The following is a 16,088-nucleotide window of genomic DNA, read 5'->3' on the forward strand; positions in this document are numbered from 1 at the left end:
ATCGGCAGCCCTTCAATCGGCCCCAAGGGCGCTGGGTCAGGCGAAGCGGACCCGCGTGTTGACCTTCGCCTTGCGACGCATGGCGAAGCCGACCACGCCAAAGCCAAGCATCATCATCGCCCAGGTCGCGGGCTCGGGAACCGCGCCGGCAGGCGGGTTCACCACCTGACGAGCGTCACCGATCGTCATCTGGTCGAAACCCAGCACATCGCCGCCGGAGTTGGGGCCCTGGCCGAAGGTCACGCTGGTGAACAGATCGGTCGTATTGATGAAGCCGAGGAAGTTGACCGAAGCCGTCGGCGACGCGAAGATGCGGCTGTAGTCCACGTCCGGAAAGAGCGAGGCGAAGCCGTACGTCTGGGTCCCGCCCGACGCCAGACCCAGGATCAGCTGAACATCGCTTTCGATGTCGGTGGCGTAGAAGCCGAAGGCGGCGACCGGCGTTCCGAAGGTGATCTTGAAATCGTTCGAGTCGACCTCGTAATATTTGGTGCCGTCCGTGGCGAAACGGTCATAGAAGGCATTGTTGGTCGGGCTGCTCGATACGGAACCGGCGCCGGTGAGGTTCGCGGTCAGCGCGCCGGCACTACCGGCGAAGCTAAGTGAGAGCGGCGCACCGGTGCCGCTACCGAAACTTTCGAAGCTTTCGGTGCTCGTGCCCGCCAGTGCCGACTGGAACTGTGCGCTTGCGGCGTCAGCATTGGTGCGAACGGCGACGCCCGTACCATTGCTGGCATCATAGCCCTTGTAGACGGTTGTTTGCGCCTGAGCGATTGAAGCCGAAGCGCCAAGTGCCAAAACGCCCAGCACAAGCTTTGATGTCGTTTTCATTGTTGCCCTCCCATGTCGCAGGTGTTGCGATCTGTTAAGTCACAATTAACCTTAGATTAAATGTGAGCGAAGGCGTATTTTCTTACACTACTTGGTGACCATCCCGATTTGAGACAAAGGCGCAAGGTGACAAGTGTAACGACACTTACGAGGGCGTCGTGTAACGGCTTGCGGTAGCTTGTCTGTCTTATGGCAGGCATGGCATCGACCGATAAGGCATCGCATAGAGGCACGCGTCGTCCGGCGCGTCGCACGCCTGCGGTATCGGACATCGATGTAGGGGCGGCACCGACGCCCGGTACGTTTCAGCCGGCCGTGAACCCGAGGGCCGAGAAGCGCGCCGGCCACGGTGCTTCCGCTGCGACATCGGGCTTGCCGGGACGCGGCAAGGTCAACGCGATCGCGTGGAGCATCATGCCGCCGTCATGCCCGGTGCCATAGACCGGGTCGCCGGTGACCGGTGCGCCGAGTCCCTCCAGCGCGTGGACGCGGATCTGGTGCGTGCGCCCCGTCGCAGGGCGGAACTCGACCAGCGCGCGGCCCTCGTGCGTCGCGAGCAGTCGCCAATCGGTACGCGCCGCCTTGCCACGCGGGTCACGCGTCATCCGCCAGCCCGCCTCGGCGGTCGACACCTTGCCGAGCGGCAGGTCGATCGTGCCGGCTTCACCCGCGGGGACGCCGTCGAGGATCGCGACATAGCGTTTGGAGACCTCGCCGCGCTCGAACGCCTGTTGGATACGGGCGTGCGCCTTGGGGTTGCGCGACAGGAGCAGGCAGCCGCTGGTGTCGCGGTCGAGCCGGTGCACCGCGACCGGCCAGCGCCGAAATCCGAAGGTGAGCGACGACAGGTGATTTTCGAGGCTGAGGCCCCCGGCACGCGGCGGATCGACCGGCAGCCCGGCGGGCTTGTCGATCACCAACGCCTCGCCATCGAGGAAAAGAACATGCTGACCCAACATGGCGCGGCTCTTGCCAGTTGGCGCGCGGCATGGCCAGAGGGCGCGGTGCGACTCCCGACGATCCTCGCCGCGCTGACCGCGCTCGCCGCTACGCCCGTTCAGGCGCAACTGTGCGATGGCCGCCGTGTGCCGACCGCGGCGGACAATCGCGTGATGGGGCATCTGCCTTATGGCGACGCCGCGCCCGATACTTTGGCGGCGGTGCCGGGCGCGCTGACGGTCAACCCGTGCGTGCTGCGGCGCGAGGTGCTCCCCGATTTGCAACGGCTGATCGAGGCGGCGGCGCGCGATCCGGCGGCGGGCGGGCAGGTGCTCGCGCTGTCGTGCCACCGTTCGATCACTTATCAGGAAGCGGTGTTCTGTCGCGAGGGGCAGACCGATGCCGCACAGCGCGCGCTGTCGGTGGCGCCGCCGGGGCATAGCGAACATGCGACCGGCTTCGCGCTCGACTTCGCGTTCCGCCCGCGCCGCAACGATTGCCCGGATGCCGAGGCGTGCGTCGCCGCGACACCGGCGTTCCGCTGGCTCGTGAAGAATGCGGCGCGCTACGGATTCGAGATGTCGTTCCCGGCGGGCAATCGCCAGCGTGTGAAATGGGAGCCGTGGCACTGGCGCTGGGTCGGGGCGCACGCGACCACGCCGGGCGCGGCGCGGGCACGGGCGTTGTTCGCGGCGGCGCGGGTGCGGTATCCGGCCGAGCCGGCGGTCCCGCGCGATCCGGTCGTGATCGCGCAGGTGGCGCCCCCGCCGGTGTACATGGGACCGGTCGCGCCGCCCGAATGCCGCAAGGGCAAGTGCAAGGTGGTGCGCGCGAAGAAGCGGTAAGAGTAATCAGGTCGTCCCGGACTTGATCCGGGACCCCGCTTTTCTTGTCAGAGACGAAAGGAAGAAGCGGGGTCCCGGGTCGAGCCCGGGACGACAGTGAGGGCTCTTTATGCCGTCAGCTTCGCGGCGGTCTCGGCGATGCGCTTGCCCTGATAGCGCGCGCCGTCCAGCTCGACCTGCGAGGGCTGGCGGCTGCCGTCGCCGTCCGCCAGCGTGCTCGCACCGTACGGCGTGCCGCCCTTGACCTCGTCGACGCCCATCTGACCCTGGAAGCCATAGTCGAGCCCGACGATCGTCATGCCATGGTGGAGCAGGTTGGTCAGGATCGAGAACAGGGTCGTTTCCTGGCCGCCATGCTGGCTGGCGGTCGAGGTGAACGCGCCGCCGACCTTGCCGACCAGCGCGCCCTTCATCCACAGCCCGCCGGTCGTGTCCCAGAACGCCGCCATCTGGCTGGGCATCCGGCCGTAGCGGGTCGGCGCGCCGACGACGATCGCGTCATAGTTCGCCAGCGCGTCCGGACCTTCTATCTCGGGATGCGCGGTATCGGTCTTGAAGCCGGCCGCCTTGACGATCTCGGCAGGCGCGGTCTCTGCGACGCGGCGGATGTCGACCTCCGCGCCGCTGCTGCGCGCACCCTCGGCGATGGCATCGGCCATCTTCTCGATATGGCCGTAGGACGAATAGTAAAGCACGAGCACCTTGGTCATGGTCGTCAGCTCCTTTCAGTAACGTCAGTTGGCGTCGACGAGCACCAGTTCGGCCTCGTCGATCGCGGTGATGGTGATGGTTCGGCCGCCGGTGATCGCGACGCCGTCGCGCGCGGCAAAGCGCGCGCCGTCGATCTCGATCGCGCCGGTCGCGGGGACCAGATAGGCGTGGCGGCCCGCGCCGATGTCGTGGGTCAGCGTCTCGCCCGCCGCCAACGTCGCCGCCAGCACGCGCGCCTCGGCACGGATCGGCAGCGCCGCACCCGGCCCGGTCACGTCCGCCTCGAACCCGCTCGCCAGCGTCACGAACCGGCCGCTGCGGTCGCCCTTCGGGAAGGGCTTGGCGCCCCAGCTCGGCGCGCCGCCGCTGCGGGTCGGCTCGATCCAGATCTGGAACAGCGTCGTCGGCTCGTTCTCGAGATTGTATTCGGCGTGGCGGACACCCGATCCGGCGCTCATCACCTGCACGTCGCCGGCCTCGGTGCGGCCGGTGTTGCCCAGCGAGTCCTGATGCGTGATCGCGCCGCTGCGGACATAGGTGATGATCTCCATGTCGCGGTGCGGATGCGGGGGGAAGCCGCTGTTCGGCGCGATCGTGTCGTCGTTCCAGACGCGGATCGCCCCCCAGCTCATCCGTGCCGGATCATGGTAATTGGCGAACGAGAAATGGTGGCGCGCATCGAGCCAGCCATGGTTGGCGTGGCCCAGCGTCTCGAAGCCGCGCCGCTCGATACCGGCGGGGCGGGTCAGGGTGGCGGTGTCGGTCATGATCAACCTCCGTTTCGTTGCCGCCAAGCTAGGGAGGCATGAGGCTCCCCAAAACAGAAACGATTGAAACGGATCGTTTCGCCGCGTAAAAGACCGGCCATGAGGCTCCCCGATTTCGAGGCTTGGGCGATCTTCGCCGCCGTGGCCGAGCACCGGTCGTTCAGCGGTGCGGCGGATGCGATCGGGTTGAGCAAGGCGACGGTGTCCAAAGCGGTGTCGCGGCTGGAAGCGCATCTGGGGGTGTCGCTGTTCCATCGCACCTCACGGCGGCTGGCGTTGACCGAGGCCGGCGCGCCGCTCGCCGACCATGCCGCGCGGATCGTCGCCGAGGCGCAGGCCGCCGAGGAAGCGGCGCGGATCGGCGCGAGCATGCCGAGCGGGCGGGTGCGCTTGGCCGCGCCGATGACCTTCGGGGTCAAGAATGTCGCGCCGCTGCTCGCCGACTTCCTCCACGAGCATCCGCAGATCGAGATCGAACTGCACCTCTCCGATGCGCGGGTCGATATCGTCGCGGAGGGGTTCGACGTCGCCCTGCGGATCGCCGATCTGCCCGACAGCTCCTTACGCGCGCGGCGGCTGTGCTCGATCGCGGCGCATCTGGTCGCCGCTCCCTCGTATCTGGCGGCGCACGGTACGCCGACCCATGCGGCACAATTGGGAGAGCACCGCCTGCTCGGCTACACCAACATCACCGGACCATGGCGGTTTCGTGGGCCCGAGGGCGCAGAGGTGTCGGTGCGCGCGGCGGGCCCGCTGGCGGCGAACAGTGGTGACGCGTTGGTCCCGGCCCTGGAGGCGGGCCTCGGCATCGCGCGGCTGCCGGGCTTCATCGTCGGCGAGGCGCTGGCGGCTGGGCGGGTGGTCGAGATCCTGCACGACTGGGCGCCGGCGCCGATCGGGCTGCACCTGCTTACCCCGCCGAGTGCCTTGCGCCCGGCGCGCGTCGATGCGCTGATCGCCTTTCTAACCACCCGGCTGCGCGATTGAACCGTTCGGGTCGTCGGCGCTTTTCCTCGTCCGAGGAGAAGCAGATGGCCGACGATCACGACACGATTGCGAAAGACTTCGCCGAGGCGGTCAACATGGCGCCCGCCGAGCTGGAGAAATTCCTTGACAGCGACGACAGCAAGCGTGTCGGCTGGAAGGGCGACGACGGCAAGGGCTCGGGCGAGGGCGTCGGTCACGAATCGGGCCGGCGGATCGTCGCGATCAAGCGCAAGAAGAAGGCCGATCTGACCGACGATGATTATGCGCATATGAAGAAGGTGGTCGGCTATGTTCACCGCCATCTCGCGCAGGGCGGGCCGGCGAAGGACAAGGAACAGTCCGACTGGCGCTATTCCTTGATGAACTGGGGGCACGATCCCTTGAAATGAGCCGCCTCGGCGAGGGGCGCGAGCGGCCGGCCATAGGGAAGCCGCTCGCGCACCTCGCGCCACGTCAGCACCAGACCGGCGGTCATCGCGAAGGCGCCCACGAACGCGCCGCCGGTGAGGTGAAGCAGGAAGGTGGCATAGGATAGCAGCGAGCCGATCGTCACCAGCCGCACGATCCAGAAGGCGCGCGGCGTCGGTCGCATGAACACATAGGCCCCGGCCAGCAGGTCGGCCATGAAGAAATAGCGATTGTGCATCTTGGGCAGCAGGTACGGCACCACGATCGCGCCGAGCAGTGCGACCAGCACGACATCCTCGGGCTGCATCAGATGGTGCCGCGTCCGCCACGCCACGACGATCGTCGCACTGGCGGCAGCGATCAGGCCGATCGCGACGCCGATCGGGTAGGGAATGGTGACCAGAGCGCGCAGGATCTGCCAGATATTCGGTACCGAGCGCGCCAGGTCGTGATAATGCTGTCCCTGTCCAAGGTAGAGCAGCGCGAGGTCGATCGCCGGGCGTCCGGCCAACCAGGCGGGCAGCATCGCGGCGGCATAGACCGTCGGGATGATCGCCAGCATCCACCAGCGCGCGCGTCCAGCCAGCAGCATGGCGAGCACCAGCGGCGCGATGAACACTCCTTGCAGCTTGAACGACAGCGCCGCGCCGACCGCGGCCATCGCCAGCGCCGGACGCTGGCGGATGAAGGCCGCGACCGCCAGGATCGCGCAACAGGTATAAAGCGCGTCGCACTGGCCCCAGACCGGGCCGTTCGCGACGACGGTCGGCGCGATCAAGGTCAGCGCGCCGCCCGACAGCGCCTGACGGCGGGTGAGGCGGGTCGCCAGCAGCGCGTACATCGTCACCGCCAGCAAAATCGTGCCGCCGACCGACACCAGTTTGATCGCGGGCACCACGCCGATCACCGGCGCGGTCCAGCTCCCCAGCGCCAGCAGGTAGAGGTACGGCGGCGCATATTCGGAGAAATCGTCGCCCAACGCCGCGAACCGCCCGTGATCGAGCAGATATTGCATCCACGGGATCAGGTAATTGCGGATGTCGCCGTTCATGAACGGCACGCACGCGACATAGAGCAGCGTGGCGCCGACCAATAGTGCGGCGAAATCGCGATCGCGAAAGGCGCGCGCCCGCGCCATGACATTCGGCATCGCGTGTCCTGCTAACCCATGTAAGCTCAGGCGCCTCGTAAACGGTTGCGCGGCGGCGGCAAGCGCCGATGCTACGCAGCGTGGCGATTGACCGACGGGGCGAGCGTGCGTATAGCGCGCCGGTCCGGGAGGAGGCGACTCCGCCGGGCAGCTTGAACATTGCTGGATGCATCAAGGGCCATCCGGTCGCCGCCCAAGCGGCGGCGCCGCGGTCCCTTTTCGTATTCCAAGTCTGTGTTTTAGGGCTCCAGCAAAGTAACCTATCGGAAAGGTGAAGGCTTCAATGCCGACGATCAACCAGCTGGTCCGCAAGGGCCGCGACCCGCAGAAGGCCAAGAGCAAGGTCCCTGCGATGGAGCAGAACCCGCAGAAGCGCGGCGTCTGCACCCGTGTCTATACCACGACCCCGAAGAAGCCGAACTCGGCGTTGCGCAAGGTGGCCAAGGTTCGCCTGACCAACCAGCGCGAAGTCATCAGCTACATTCCGGGTGAAGGCCACAACCTGCAGGAGCACTCGGTGGTGCTGATCCGCGGCGGCCGTGTGCGCGACCTTCCCGGTGTGCGCTACCATGTGCTGCGCGGCGTGCTCGACACGCAGGGCGTCAAGGACCGCAAGCAGTCGCGGTCGAAGTACGGTGCGAAGCGGCCGAAGTAAGCCGCTCCCGTATTCTCACCAGCTGATTGAAAGGTAACAGACCATGGCGCGTCGTCGTCGTCCCGAGAAGCGGGAAATCCTGCCTGATCCCGTGTACGGGGATGAGGTTCTCTCCAAGTTCATGAATTCGGTGATGCTGGACGGCAAGAAGTCCGTCGCGGAAGGCATCGTCTATTCGGCGCTCAACACCGTCGAGACCCGCGCGAAGCGCGAGCCGATCGGCGTGTTCCATGACGCGCTGAACAACATCAAGCCGGGCATCGAAGTCCGCAGCCGCCGCGTCGGCGGTGCGACCTATCAGGTTCCGGTCGAAGTCCGTCCGGAGCGTGCCCAGGCGCTCGCGATCCGCTGGCTGATCTCGGCCGCGCGTGCGCGCAGCGAGAACACGATGTCGGCGCGGCTGTCGGGCGAACTGCTCGATGCGTCGAACAACCGCGGCAACGCGGTGAAGAAGCGCGAGGACACGCACCGCATGGCGGAAGCGAACCGCGCCTTCTCGCACTACCGCTGGTAACACCGGCGATGCGGACGCGGCCTGTCTTGGAAGCGTCTCAAATCTGACCTATATCGTGGGGAGCCGGCGACACGCTGCGCTCCCCACATCGCTAAGGAAGCCCGATCATGGCCCGCAGCCATCCGCTCGAACTCTACCGTAATATCGGCATCATGGCGCACATCGACGCCGGCAAGACGACGACGACCGAGCGTATTCTTTACTACACCGGCAAGTCCTACAAGATCGGCGAAGTCCATGAGGGCACCGCCACGATGGACTGGATGGAGCAGGAGCAGGAGCGCGGGATCACGATCACGTCGGCTGCCACCACCTGCAAGTGGAAGGCCGAAGAGGGCAAGGGCCCCGAGCACCTCATCAACATCATCGATACCCCCGGCCACGTCGACTTCACGATCGAAGTCGAGCGTTCGCTGCGTGTGCTCGACGGCGCGGTCGCGTGCTTCGACGGCGTCGCCGGCGTGGAGCCGCAGTCGGAAACCGTGTGGCGTCAGGCCGACAAGTACGGCGTGCCGCGCATGTGCTTCGTCAACAAGCTCGACCGCACCGGCGCCGATTTCTACTTCTGCGTCAACTCGATCATCGAGCGTCTCGGCGCGAAGCCGGCGGTGCTGTATCTCCCGATCGGCATCGAAGGCGGGTTCAAGGGTCTGGTCGACCTGGTCGAGAACCGCGCGATCATCTGGCTCGAAGAGTCGCTGGGCGCGAAGTTCGAATATCAGCCGATCCCCGACGACATGGTCGAGAAGGCGGCGAAGTATCGCAACGACCTGATCGAACTCGCCGTCGAGCAGGACGACGAGGCGATGGAAGCGTATCTGGAGGGCAACGAGCCCGACACCGCCACGCTGAAGAAGCTGATCCGCAAGGGCACGCTGAACATGTCGTTCGTGCCGGTCGTTTGCGGCTCGGCGTTCAAGAACAAGGGCGTGCAGCCGCTGCTCGACGCCGTCGTCGACTTCCTGCCGAGCCCGCTCGACGTGCCGGCGATCAAGGGCGTCAAGCTCGACGGCGAGACCCCGGACGAGCGTCCGTCGTCGGACGAGGCGCCGTTCTCGGCGCTGGCGTTCAAGATCATGAACGACCCGTTCGTCGGCTCGCTGACCTTCGCGCGCATCTATTCGGGCGTCCTGACCAAGGGCGGCTACCTGAACTCGGTGAAGGACAAGAAGGAAAAGATCGGCCGTATGCTCCTCATGCACGCGAACTCGCGTGAGGACATCGAAGAGGCGCGTGCGGGCGACATCGTCGCGATCGCGGGTCTCAAGGAGACGACGACCGGCGACACGCTCTGCGATCCCGCGCACCCGATCATCCTCGAGCGCATGGAATTCCCGGAGCCGGTGATCGAGCTGTCGGTGGAGCCGAAGACCAAGGCCGACCAGGAAAAGATGGGCATCGCGCTCAACCGCCTGGCCGCCGAGGACCCCTCGTTCCGCGTGTCAACCGATCACGAATCGGGCCAGACGATCATCAAGGGGATGGGCGAACTCCACCTCGAGATTCTCGTCGACCGTATGAAGCGCGAGTTCAAGGTCGAGGCGAACGTCGGCGCGCCGCAGGTGGCGTATCGCGAATACCTCAAGAAGCCGGTCGACATCGACTACACCCACAAGAAGCAGTCGGGCGGCACCGGCCAGTTCGGTCGCGTGAAGGTGAAGCTGACGCCGGGCGAGCGCGGCGCGGGCATCATCTTCAAGGACGAGATCAAGGGCGGCAACATTCCGCGCGAATACATCCCGGCGATCGAAAAGGGCTTCCGCGAGACGGCGGCTACGGGCTCGCTGGTCGGCTTCCCGATCATCGACTTCGAGATCACGCTGTATGACGGTGCGTATCACGACGTCGACTCGTCGGCGCTGGCGTTCGAAATCACCGCGCGCGGCGCGATGCGCGAAGGCGCGCAGAAGGCCGGCATCACGCTGCTCGAGCCGGTGATGAAGGTCGAGGTCGTCACCCCGGAGGATTATCTGGGCGACGTCATCGGCGACATGAACTCGCGTCGTGGCCAGATCCAGGGCACCGACACGCGCGGCAACGCGCAGGCGGTGACCGCGATGGTCCCGCTGGCGAACATGTTCGGCTACGTGAACTCGCTGCGTTCGTTCACGCAGGGCCGCGCCAGCTACTCGATGCAGTTCTCGCACTATGACGAAGTGCCGCAGAATGTTGCGGATGAGGTGAAGGCGAAGCTCGCCTAAGGCGCACGGGAGCAGGGCAACCTGCTCCCGAGACGCCGCAGGGCCGGCCGGCCGGTCGGCCCCGCCGATCCCGTCCGACGGCGCAGGATTAAGTCCTGCGTCGGCTCGCCAGAGCAGGGCAGGGGTTTGCACAACGGTTAAACAGCCGCTATGGGGCCGCCTTCACGCGAGTCCTCGTGCGGCTTGCATGTGAAATCCAGAAGGTAGGGAAACAATGGCCAAGGCTAAGTTTGAGCGGACCAAGCCGCACCTGAACATCGGCACCATCGGTCACGTCGACCATGGCAAGACCTCGCTGACCGCAGCGATCACCAAGGTGCTGGCGGAGAACGTCGCGGGCAACGCCGCGGTCGACTTCGCGAACATCGACAAGGCGCCGGAAGAGCGTGAGCGCGGCATCACCATCTCGACCGCGCACGTCGAGTATGAGACGGCGAACCGCCACTATGCGCACGTCGACTGCCCGGGCCACGCCGACTATGTGAAGAACATGATCACCGGCGCGGCGCAGATGGACGGCGCGATCCTGGTCGTGTCGGCCACCGACGGCCCGATGCCGCAGACCCGCGAGCACATCCTGCTCGCCCGTCAGGTCGGCGTGCCGGCGATGGTCGTGTTCATGAACAAGGTCGATCTGGTCGACGACGAGGAAATCCTCGAGCTGGTCGAGCTGGAAGTCCGCGAGCTGCTCAGCTCGTACGAGTTCCCGGGCGACGACATTCCGATCATCAAGGGTTCGGCGACCTGCGCGCTGTCGGGTTCGAACCAGAAGCTGGGCCCGGATGCGGTGCTCGAGCTGATGAAGGCGGTCGACGAGTACATCCCGCAGCCGGAGCGTCCGCTGGACAAGCCGTTCATGATGCCGATCGAAGACGTGTTCTCGATCTCGGGTCGTGGTACGGTCGTCACCGGCCGCGTCGAGACCGGCATCATCAAGGTCGGTGAGGAAGTCGAGATCGTCGGCATCCACCCGGAAGTCCGCAAGACCACCGTCACCGGCGTCGAGATGTTCCGCAAGCTGCTCGACCAGGGCCAGGCGGGCGACAACGTCGGCGCGCTGATCCGTGGCGTCGCTCGTGACGAAGTCGAGCGTGGCCAGGTGCTCTGCAAGCCGGGCTCGATCAAGCCGCACACCGACTTCTCGTCGGAAGTGTACGTGCTGTCGAAGGACGAAGGTGGCCGTCACACGCCGTTCTTCGCCAACTATCGTCCGCAGTTCTACTTCCGCACGACCGACGTGACCGGCACCGTCGAGCTGCCCGAGGGCACCGAGATGGTCATGCCGGGCGACAACGTCGCGCTGGGCATCAAGCTGATCGCCCCGATCGCGATGGACGTCGGCCAGCGTTTCACCATCCGTGAGGGTGGCCGGACCGTCGGCGCGGGTGTCGTGAGCGGCATCACCAAGTAAGGACGTCGGGCCGCGTCGCGCGGCTCGTCGCAAAGGTCCCGCCCGGCGCGCCGAAAGGTGCGTCGGGCGGTTGCCTTTTTATGAGGGCGGCACTAATGCCGCCGCTTCGGTTTTCGTTCGAGAACAGCAAGAGGTGCTCCCGATTCGTCGCGCCGGGTGATCCGGCAGGCGGGCAGGGCAGGTACCCCGCTCTTTCGCATTGGTAGGGACTATGGACAGCAACATCCGCATCCGCCTGAAGGCGTTCGATCATCGCGTGCTCGATCAGGCGACCGGCGATATCGCCGACACCGCGCGCCGCACCGGCGCGCTCATCCGTGGTCCCATTCCGCTCCCGACCCGCATCGAGAAGTTCACGGTCAACCGTGGGCCGCACATCGACAAGAAGTCGCGTGAGCAGTTCGAGGTCCGCACCTACAAGCGGATGCTCGACATCGTGCAGCCGACCCCGCAGACCGTCGACGCGCTGATGAAGCTCGATCTGGCCGCCGGTGTTGACGTCGAGATCAAGCTGGCGTAACCGGCCGGCTCCCGCGGTTGACGTGAGTCCCGCGGGTTTGTCGTTTCGTGGCGTATCGCACGAAACGGACGAGCGCACCGCCTGAGCGGACGCTCCGACGACCATGAGATACCGCCGGTCGCCCTCGGGTGGCCGGGTCCAGCGTCTCCCGTCTGCTCTTCCTTCGTGGAGAGCGCCCAGCCCGGGACGGGGGCACGCTTCGCTATTCCGGGCCGGACTGATCCGCGGCGCAAGCCACGGGTCGCAAGCACCCTGGGGATGGGCTTCAGGGTGCCTCTGTCAAGGAGCAAGGGATCATGCGTACTGGCGTGATCGCGAAGAAAATAGGGATGACCCGCCTGTTCCAGGACGACGGCCGCCACGTGCCGGTCACCGTCCTGCAGATCGAGGCGCTTCAGGTCATCGCCCGTCGCGAAAATGACCGGGACGGCTACACCGCCGTCCAGCTTGGTGCAGGTGTCGCCAAGGCCAAGAACGTTGCCAAGCCGCAGCGCGGCCACTTCGGCAAGGCCGAGGTCGAGCCGAAGGCGATCGTCCACGAATTCCGCGTGAGCGAAGAGAACCTCCTCGACGTCGGGGCCGAACTGTCGGCCGATCACTATGTCGCCGGCCAGCTGGTCGACATCCAGGGTCGCACGCAGGGCAAGGGCTTCGCCGGCGCGATGAAGCGCTGGAACTTCGGCGGTCTGCGCGCCACGCACGGCGTGTCGGTCAGCCACCGTTCGCATGGTTCGACGGGTAACCGTCAGGATCCGGGCCGCGTCTTCAAGAACAAGAAGATGGCCGGCCACATGGGCGACAAGAACCGCACGCAGCAGAACCTCGAGATCGTCGGCACCGACGTCGAGCGCGGGCTGATCTTCGTGAAGGGTTCGGTCCCCGGCTCCAAGGGCGGCTGGCTGTTCGTCAAGGACGCCGTCAAGCAGGCCCGTCATGAAGGTGCGCCGTTCCCGGCGTCGATCAAGGCGGCCAACAACAATGTTTCCGCAGACCCTGCTCCGGCAGCTGCCGAGAGCCAGGAGGGCTAAGAAGTGAAGGTCAAGATTTCTTCCTTCGCCGGCACCGATACGGGCGAAGTCGAGCTCAACGACGAGGTCTTCGGCCTCGATCCGCGCGCCGACATCCTGCACCGCGTCGTGACCTGGCAGCTCGAGAAGCGTCGCGCCACCGCGCGCGGCACCCGCGAGCGTTCGGATGTCGCACGGTCGGGCAAGAAGCTCGGTCGTCAGAAGGGCGGCGGCGTCGCCCGTCACGGCGATCGTCGCGCTCCGGTGTTCATCGGCGGTGGTAAGGCGCACGGCGCCCGCGTCCGCGATTTCAATCCGGGCCTGAACAAGAAGATCCGTGCACTGGGTCTGAAGATGGCGCTCAGCAGCCACGCCAAGGCGGGTTCGCTGATCGTCCTGGAAGGTTTCGAGGTCGCCAAGACCAAGGAGCTGAAGGGCCATTTCGCGGGGCTCAACACGGGCAAGCGGACGCTGGTGATCGACGGCGAGGCGGGCGAAGGCTTCCGCGCCGGTCGCAACCTTCCGGGTGTGGACCTGCTCCCCGCCGTGGGCGCCAACGTCTACGACATCATCAAGGCTGACACGCTGGTGCTGACGCGCGCGGCGGTCGAGAAGCTGGAGGCGCGCTTCAATGGCTAAGCCGGCAAAGGCGATCGACAACCGTCATTATGACGTGATTGTCGCGCCGCACATCACCGAGAAGGCGACCCTGCTCTCCGAGCAGAACGCGGTGGTCTTCAAGGTCGCCAACAAGGCGACCAAGCCCGAGATCAAGGCGGCCGTGGAAGCGCTGTTCGACGTCAGCGTCGTCGGCGTGAACACGATCGTCCAGAAGGGCAAGACCAAGCGCTGGAAGGGTGCGCCCTACCGTCGCTCCGACATGAAGAAGGCGATCGTGACGCTCCGCGAGGGGCAGTCGATCGACGTCACCGAGGGGGCCAAGTAAGATGGCACTCAAGCATTATAACCCGACCTCGCCGGCGCAGCGCGGCCTGATCCTCGTCGACAAGTCGTCGCTGTGGAAGGGCAAGCCCGTCAAGGCGCTGACCGAAGGCAAGCGCAAGACCGGCGGCCGCAACAACAAGGGCCACGTGACCTCGCGCGGCATCGCGGGCGGCCACAAGCAGCGCTACCGCTTCATCGACTTCAAGCGTCGGAAGTGGGACGTCGACGGCACCGTCGAGCGGCTGGAATATGATCCCAACCGCACCGCGTTCATCGCGCTGGTCTCCTATCCGGACGGCGAGCAGGCGTATATCATCGCGCCGCAGCGTCTGGCCGTCGGCGACAAGGTCGTCGCAGGCAAGAAGACCGACGTGAAGCCGGGCAACGCGATGGAGCTGGGCCAGATGCCGGTCGGCACCATCGTCCACAACGTCGAGATGAAGCCCGGCAAGGGCGGTCAGATCGCGCGTTCGGCGGGCACCTACGTCCAGGTCGTCGGTCGTGACCGCGGCATGGTCATCGTCCGCCTGAACTCGGGCGAGCAGCGCTACATCCACGGCGACTGCATGGCGACGGTCGGTGCGGTGTCCAACCCGGACAACCAGAACCAGAACCTCGGCAAGGCCGGTCGTTCGCGCTGGCTGGGCTCGCGCCCGCTGACGCGCGGCGTGGCGAAGAACCCGGTCGACCACCCGCACGGCGGTGGTGAAGGCCGGACCTCGGGCGGTCGCCATCCGGTGACGCCGTGGGGCAAGCCGACCAAGGGTGCGCGCACGCGCCACAACAAGGCGACGGACAAGATGATCATCCGTAGCCGTCACGCGAGGAAGAAGTAATGGCGCGCTCCGTCTGGAAGGGCCCGTTCGTCGAACTGAGCCTGCTCAAGAAGGCCGAAGTCGCACAGGATTCGGGCGGCCGCGCGCCGATCAAGACCTGGTCGCGTCGCTCCACCATCCTGCCGCAGTTCATCGGCCTGACCTTCACCGTCTATAACGGCCGCAAGTTCGTGCCGGTGACGGTGAACGAGGACATGGTCGGCATGAAGCTCGGCGAATTCGCGCCGACCCGCTATTTCCCGGGTCACGCGGCTGACAAGAAGGGCAAGCGCTGATGAGCAAGCCTGCATCCCCCCGCAAGGTCGGCGAGAAGGAAGCCCTCTCGGTCGGCACGCAGATCCGTGGTTCGGCGCAGAAGCTGGGCCTGGTCGCCGCGCTGATCCGTGGCCGCTCGGCCGCCGACGCGATGAACATCCTCGCCTTCTCGAAGAAGTCGATGGCGGTTGATGCGCGCAAGGTGCTGGCCTCGGCCATCGCCAACGCCGAGAACAACCACAACCTCGACGTCGACGCACTGGTCGTCGCCGAGGCGTCGGTCGGCAAGTCGATCACCATGAAGCGGTTCGCCACGCGCGGCCGCGGCAAGTCCACCCGCATCCTGAAGCCGTTCTCGCGGCTGCGGATCGTCGTGCGCGAGCAGGAAGAAGCCTAATGGGTCACAAGAGCAACCCGATCGGTCTGCGCCTGCAGATCAACCGCACCTGGGACAGCCGCTGGTTCGCCGAGGGCGCGGATTACAAGAAGCTGCTGCTGGAGGATCTGAAGATCCGCCAGTACATCCTGAAGACGCTGCCGCAGGCGGCGATCTCCAAGGTGGTGATCGACCGTCCGGCCAAGCTGTGCCGAATCTCGATCTTCGCGGCCCGCCCCGGTGTCATCATCGGCAAGAAGGGCTCGGACATCGAGAAGCTGCGCAAGACGCTCGGCGCGATGACCAGCTCGGACGTGTCGCTGAACATCGTCGAGATCCGCAAGCCGGAAGTCGATGCCAAGCTGATCGCACAGGGCATCGCCGACCAGCTGGAGCGTCGTATCGCGTTCCGCCGCGCCATGAAGCGCGCGGTGCAGTCCGCGATGCGGCTCGGCGCCGACGGCATCAAGGTCTATTGCGGTGGCCGTCTGGGCGGCGCGGAAATCGCGCGTTCGGAGAGCTATCGCGAGGGCCGCGTGCCGCTGCACACGCTGCGCGCCAACATCGACTACGCCCATGCCGAAGCGCACACCGCGTATGGCGTGTGCGGCGTGAAGGTGTGGGTGTTCAAGGGTGAGATCCTCGGTCACGACCCGTTCGCCACCGATCGTCTCATGATGGAGGCCCAGACCTCCGGCGTGCGCCCGGCGCGCGACGACCGCCGCTAAGG

Annotated in this window: 20 protein-coding genes; 15 read left to right on the forward strand and 5 right to left on the reverse strand. The window is 66.1% G+C overall.

From position 1 onward, the window contains the following. Positions 1-36: 36 nt before the first annotated feature. Both PGN16_RS00585 and PGN16_RS00590 read right to left on the reverse strand, forming a co-directional pair. Positions 37-831 (reverse strand): PEPxxWA-CTERM sorting domain-containing protein, encoded by a 795-nt coding sequence (locus PGN16_RS00585; RefSeq protein ID WP_335307485.1) that lies wholly within the window; start codon positions 829-831, stop codon positions 37-39. A gap of 305 nt (positions 832-1,136) precedes the next feature. Continuing rightward, on the reverse strand, positions 1,137-1,790 hold the full coding sequence (locus PGN16_RS00590; RefSeq protein ID WP_335307486.1) for an RluA family pseudouridine synthase: 654 nt from the start codon (positions 1,788-1,790) through the stop codon (positions 1,137-1,139). Here PGN16_RS00590 and PGN16_RS00595 point away from each other — a divergent pair. Next, complete coding sequence (locus PGN16_RS00595; protein ID WP_335307487.1) at positions 1,776-2,615, forward strand: M15 family metallopeptidase; 840 nt, start codon at positions 1,776-1,778, stop codon at positions 2,613-2,615. The genes PGN16_RS00590 and PGN16_RS00595 overlap by 15 nt on opposite strands. 107 nt (positions 2,616-2,722) lie before the next feature. Here PGN16_RS00595 and wrbA read toward each other — a convergent pair whose 3' ends face one another. Together wrbA and PGN16_RS00605 are read right to left on the reverse strand one after the other, a co-directional pair. Beyond that, entirely contained in the window at positions 2,723-3,325 is a 603-nt protein-coding gene (gene wrbA / locus PGN16_RS00600) for an NAD(P)H:quinone oxidoreductase (protein WP_335307488.1), read from the reverse strand. Between the two features lie 24 nt (positions 3,326-3,349). After that, positions 3,350-4,093, reverse strand: a complete 744-nt coding sequence (locus PGN16_RS00605; protein WP_335307489.1) for a pirin family protein — start codon at positions 4,091-4,093, stop codon at positions 3,350-3,352. A gap of 99 nt (positions 4,094-4,192) precedes the next feature. Between PGN16_RS00605 and PGN16_RS00610 the strand changes: the two genes are divergently transcribed. Next, the gene (locus PGN16_RS00610; RefSeq protein ID WP_335307490.1) at positions 4,193-5,080 is read left to right on the forward strand and encodes a LysR family transcriptional regulator; all 888 of its coding nucleotides are present in this window, start codon (positions 4,193-4,195) and stop codon (positions 5,078-5,080) included. Between the two features lie 44 nt (positions 5,081-5,124). Beyond that, positions 5,125-5,469, forward strand: a complete 345-nt coding sequence (locus PGN16_RS00615) for a DUF3140 domain-containing protein (RefSeq protein ID WP_335307491.1) — start codon at positions 5,125-5,127, stop codon at positions 5,467-5,469. Here the strand turns inward: PGN16_RS00615 and PGN16_RS00620 are convergent. Then, positions 5,430-6,638: a hypothetical protein gene (locus PGN16_RS00620; protein ID WP_335307492.1), complete on the reverse strand. Its 1,209-nt coding sequence runs from the start codon at positions 6,636-6,638 to the stop codon at positions 5,430-5,432. The two genes, PGN16_RS00615 and PGN16_RS00620, sit on opposite strands and share 40 nt — an antisense overlap. Positions 6,639-6,921: 283 nt before the next feature. Between PGN16_RS00620 and rpsL the strand changes: the two genes are divergently transcribed. The 12 genes from rpsL (at position 6,922) to rpsC (ending at position 16,086) form a co-directional block, all read left to right on the forward strand. Continuing rightward, positions 6,922-7,293 (forward strand): 30S ribosomal protein S12, encoded by a 372-nt coding sequence (rpsL, locus tag PGN16_RS00625; protein WP_022691828.1) that lies wholly within the window; start codon positions 6,922-6,924, stop codon positions 7,291-7,293. Positions 7,294-7,336: 43 nt separating this feature from the next. Next, complete coding sequence (gene rpsG / locus PGN16_RS00630; protein ID WP_058754871.1) at positions 7,337-7,807, forward strand: 30S ribosomal protein S7; 471 nt, start codon at positions 7,337-7,339, stop codon at positions 7,805-7,807. A gap of 107 nt (positions 7,808-7,914) precedes the next feature. Further along, on the forward strand, positions 7,915-10,008 hold the full coding sequence (gene fusA / locus PGN16_RS00635; RefSeq protein WP_335307493.1) for an elongation factor G: 2,094 nt from the start codon (positions 7,915-7,917) through the stop codon (positions 10,006-10,008). A gap of 214 nt (positions 10,009-10,222) precedes the next feature. Then, entirely contained in the window at positions 10,223-11,419 is a 1,197-nt protein-coding gene (gene tuf / locus PGN16_RS00640) for an elongation factor Tu (RefSeq protein ID WP_058754869.1), read from the forward strand. Between the two features lie 211 nt (positions 11,420-11,630). Continuing rightward, positions 11,631-11,939 carry a 30S ribosomal protein S10 gene (rpsJ, locus tag PGN16_RS00645; RefSeq protein WP_007406109.1) on the forward strand — a complete coding sequence of 103 codons (309 nt, stop codon included), beginning with the start codon at positions 11,631-11,633 and terminating at the stop codon, positions 11,937-11,939. Between the two features lie 296 nt (positions 11,940-12,235). Next, positions 12,236-12,967 (forward strand): 50S ribosomal protein L3, encoded by a 732-nt coding sequence (gene rplC / locus PGN16_RS00650; protein ID WP_335307494.1) that lies wholly within the window; start codon positions 12,236-12,238, stop codon positions 12,965-12,967. 3 nt (positions 12,968-12,970) lie between these two features. Beyond that, positions 12,971-13,585, forward strand: a complete 615-nt coding sequence (gene rplD, locus PGN16_RS00655) for a 50S ribosomal protein L4 (protein WP_335307495.1) — start codon at positions 12,971-12,973, stop codon at positions 13,583-13,585. Next, entirely contained in the window at positions 13,578-13,892 is a 315-nt protein-coding gene (locus PGN16_RS00660) for a 50S ribosomal protein L23 (RefSeq protein ID WP_310098839.1), read from the forward strand. The genes rplD and PGN16_RS00660 overlap by 8 nt, the downstream gene beginning before the upstream one ends. Before the next feature lies 1 nt (position 13,893). Beyond that, positions 13,894-14,727, forward strand: coding sequence for a 50S ribosomal protein L2 (rplB, locus tag PGN16_RS00665; RefSeq protein ID WP_335307496.1), 834 nt, complete (start codon positions 13,894-13,896; stop codon positions 14,725-14,727). Beyond that, the gene (gene rpsS, locus PGN16_RS00670; protein ID WP_028966618.1) at positions 14,727-15,002 is read left to right on the forward strand and encodes a 30S ribosomal protein S19; all 276 of its coding nucleotides are present in this window, start codon (positions 14,727-14,729) and stop codon (positions 15,000-15,002) included. The genes rplB and rpsS overlap by 1 nt, the downstream gene beginning before the upstream one ends. Beyond that, positions 15,002-15,379 (forward strand): 50S ribosomal protein L22, encoded by a 378-nt coding sequence (gene rplV, locus PGN16_RS00675; protein WP_132909140.1) that lies wholly within the window; start codon positions 15,002-15,004, stop codon positions 15,377-15,379. Before rpsS ends, rplV begins: the two co-directional genes overlap by 1 nt. After that, positions 15,379-16,086 carry a 30S ribosomal protein S3 gene (gene rpsC / locus PGN16_RS00680; protein WP_028966616.1) on the forward strand — a complete coding sequence of 236 codons (708 nt, stop codon included), beginning with the start codon at positions 15,379-15,381 and terminating at the stop codon, positions 16,084-16,086. Before rplV ends, rpsC begins: the two co-directional genes overlap by 1 nt. Positions 16,087-16,088 lie beyond the last annotated feature (2 nt).

The organism is Sphingomonas phyllosphaerae (assembly GCF_036946485.1).
GTDB classification, from domain to species: domain Bacteria; phylum Pseudomonadota; class Alphaproteobacteria; order Sphingomonadales; family Sphingomonadaceae; genus Sphingomonas; species Sphingomonas phyllosphaerae_E.

What these genes read in the sequence shown, in the direction of transcription:
- PGN16_RS00595 (WP_335307487.1), top strand. Translation starts at nt 1,776, where the DNA reads ATGCTGACCCAACATGGCGCGGCTCTTGCCAGTTGGCGCGCGGCATGG.
- rpsL (WP_022691828.1), top strand. Translation starts at nt 6,922, where the DNA reads ATGCCGACGATCAACCAGCTGGTCCGCAAGGGCCGCGACCCGCAGAAG.
- tuf (WP_058754869.1), top strand. Translation starts at nt 10,223, where the DNA reads ATGGCCAAGGCTAAGTTTGAGCGGACCAAGCCGCACCTGAACATCGGC.
- PGN16_RS00610 (WP_335307490.1), top strand. Translation starts at nt 4,193, where the DNA reads ATGAGGCTCCCCGATTTCGAGGCTTGGGCGATCTTCGCCGCCGTGGCC.
- PGN16_RS00605 (WP_335307489.1), bottom strand. Translation starts at nt 4,093, where the DNA reads ATGACCGACACCGCCACCCTGACCCGCCCCGCCGGTATCGAGCGGCGC.
- rplB (WP_335307496.1), top strand. Translation starts at nt 13,894, where the DNA reads ATGGCACTCAAGCATTATAACCCGACCTCGCCGGCGCAGCGCGGCCTG.
- wrbA (WP_335307488.1), bottom strand. Translation starts at nt 3,325, where the DNA reads ATGACCAAGGTGCTCGTGCTTTACTATTCGTCCTACGGCCATATCGAG.
- PGN16_RS00620 (WP_335307492.1), bottom strand. Translation starts at nt 6,638, where the DNA reads ATGCCGAATGTCATGGCGCGGGCGCGCGCCTTTCGCGATCGCGATTTC.
- PGN16_RS00660 (WP_310098839.1), top strand. Translation starts at nt 13,578, where the DNA reads ATGGCTAAGCCGGCAAAGGCGATCGACAACCGTCATTATGACGTGATT.
- PGN16_RS00590 (WP_335307486.1), bottom strand. Translation starts at nt 1,790, where the DNA reads ATGTTGGGTCAGCATGTTCTTTTCCTCGATGGCGAGGCGTTGGTGATC.
- rpsC (WP_028966616.1), top strand. Translation starts at nt 15,379, where the DNA reads ATGGGTCACAAGAGCAACCCGATCGGTCTGCGCCTGCAGATCAACCGC.
- rplV (WP_132909140.1), top strand. Translation starts at nt 15,002, where the DNA reads ATGAGCAAGCCTGCATCCCCCCGCAAGGTCGGCGAGAAGGAAGCCCTC.
- PGN16_RS00585 (WP_335307485.1), bottom strand. Translation starts at nt 831, where the DNA reads ATGAAAACGACATCAAAGCTTGTGCTGGGCGTTTTGGCACTTGGCGCT.
- rpsG (WP_058754871.1), top strand. Translation starts at nt 7,337, where the DNA reads ATGGCGCGTCGTCGTCGTCCCGAGAAGCGGGAAATCCTGCCTGATCCC.
- fusA (WP_335307493.1), top strand. Translation starts at nt 7,915, where the DNA reads ATGGCCCGCAGCCATCCGCTCGAACTCTACCGTAATATCGGCATCATG.
- PGN16_RS00615 (WP_335307491.1), top strand. Translation starts at nt 5,125, where the DNA reads ATGGCCGACGATCACGACACGATTGCGAAAGACTTCGCCGAGGCGGTC.
- rpsJ (WP_007406109.1), top strand. Translation starts at nt 11,631, where the DNA reads ATGGACAGCAACATCCGCATCCGCCTGAAGGCGTTCGATCATCGCGTG.
- rpsS (WP_028966618.1), top strand. Translation starts at nt 14,727, where the DNA reads ATGGCGCGCTCCGTCTGGAAGGGCCCGTTCGTCGAACTGAGCCTGCTC.
- rplC (WP_335307494.1), top strand. Translation starts at nt 12,236, where the DNA reads ATGCGTACTGGCGTGATCGCGAAGAAAATAGGGATGACCCGCCTGTTC.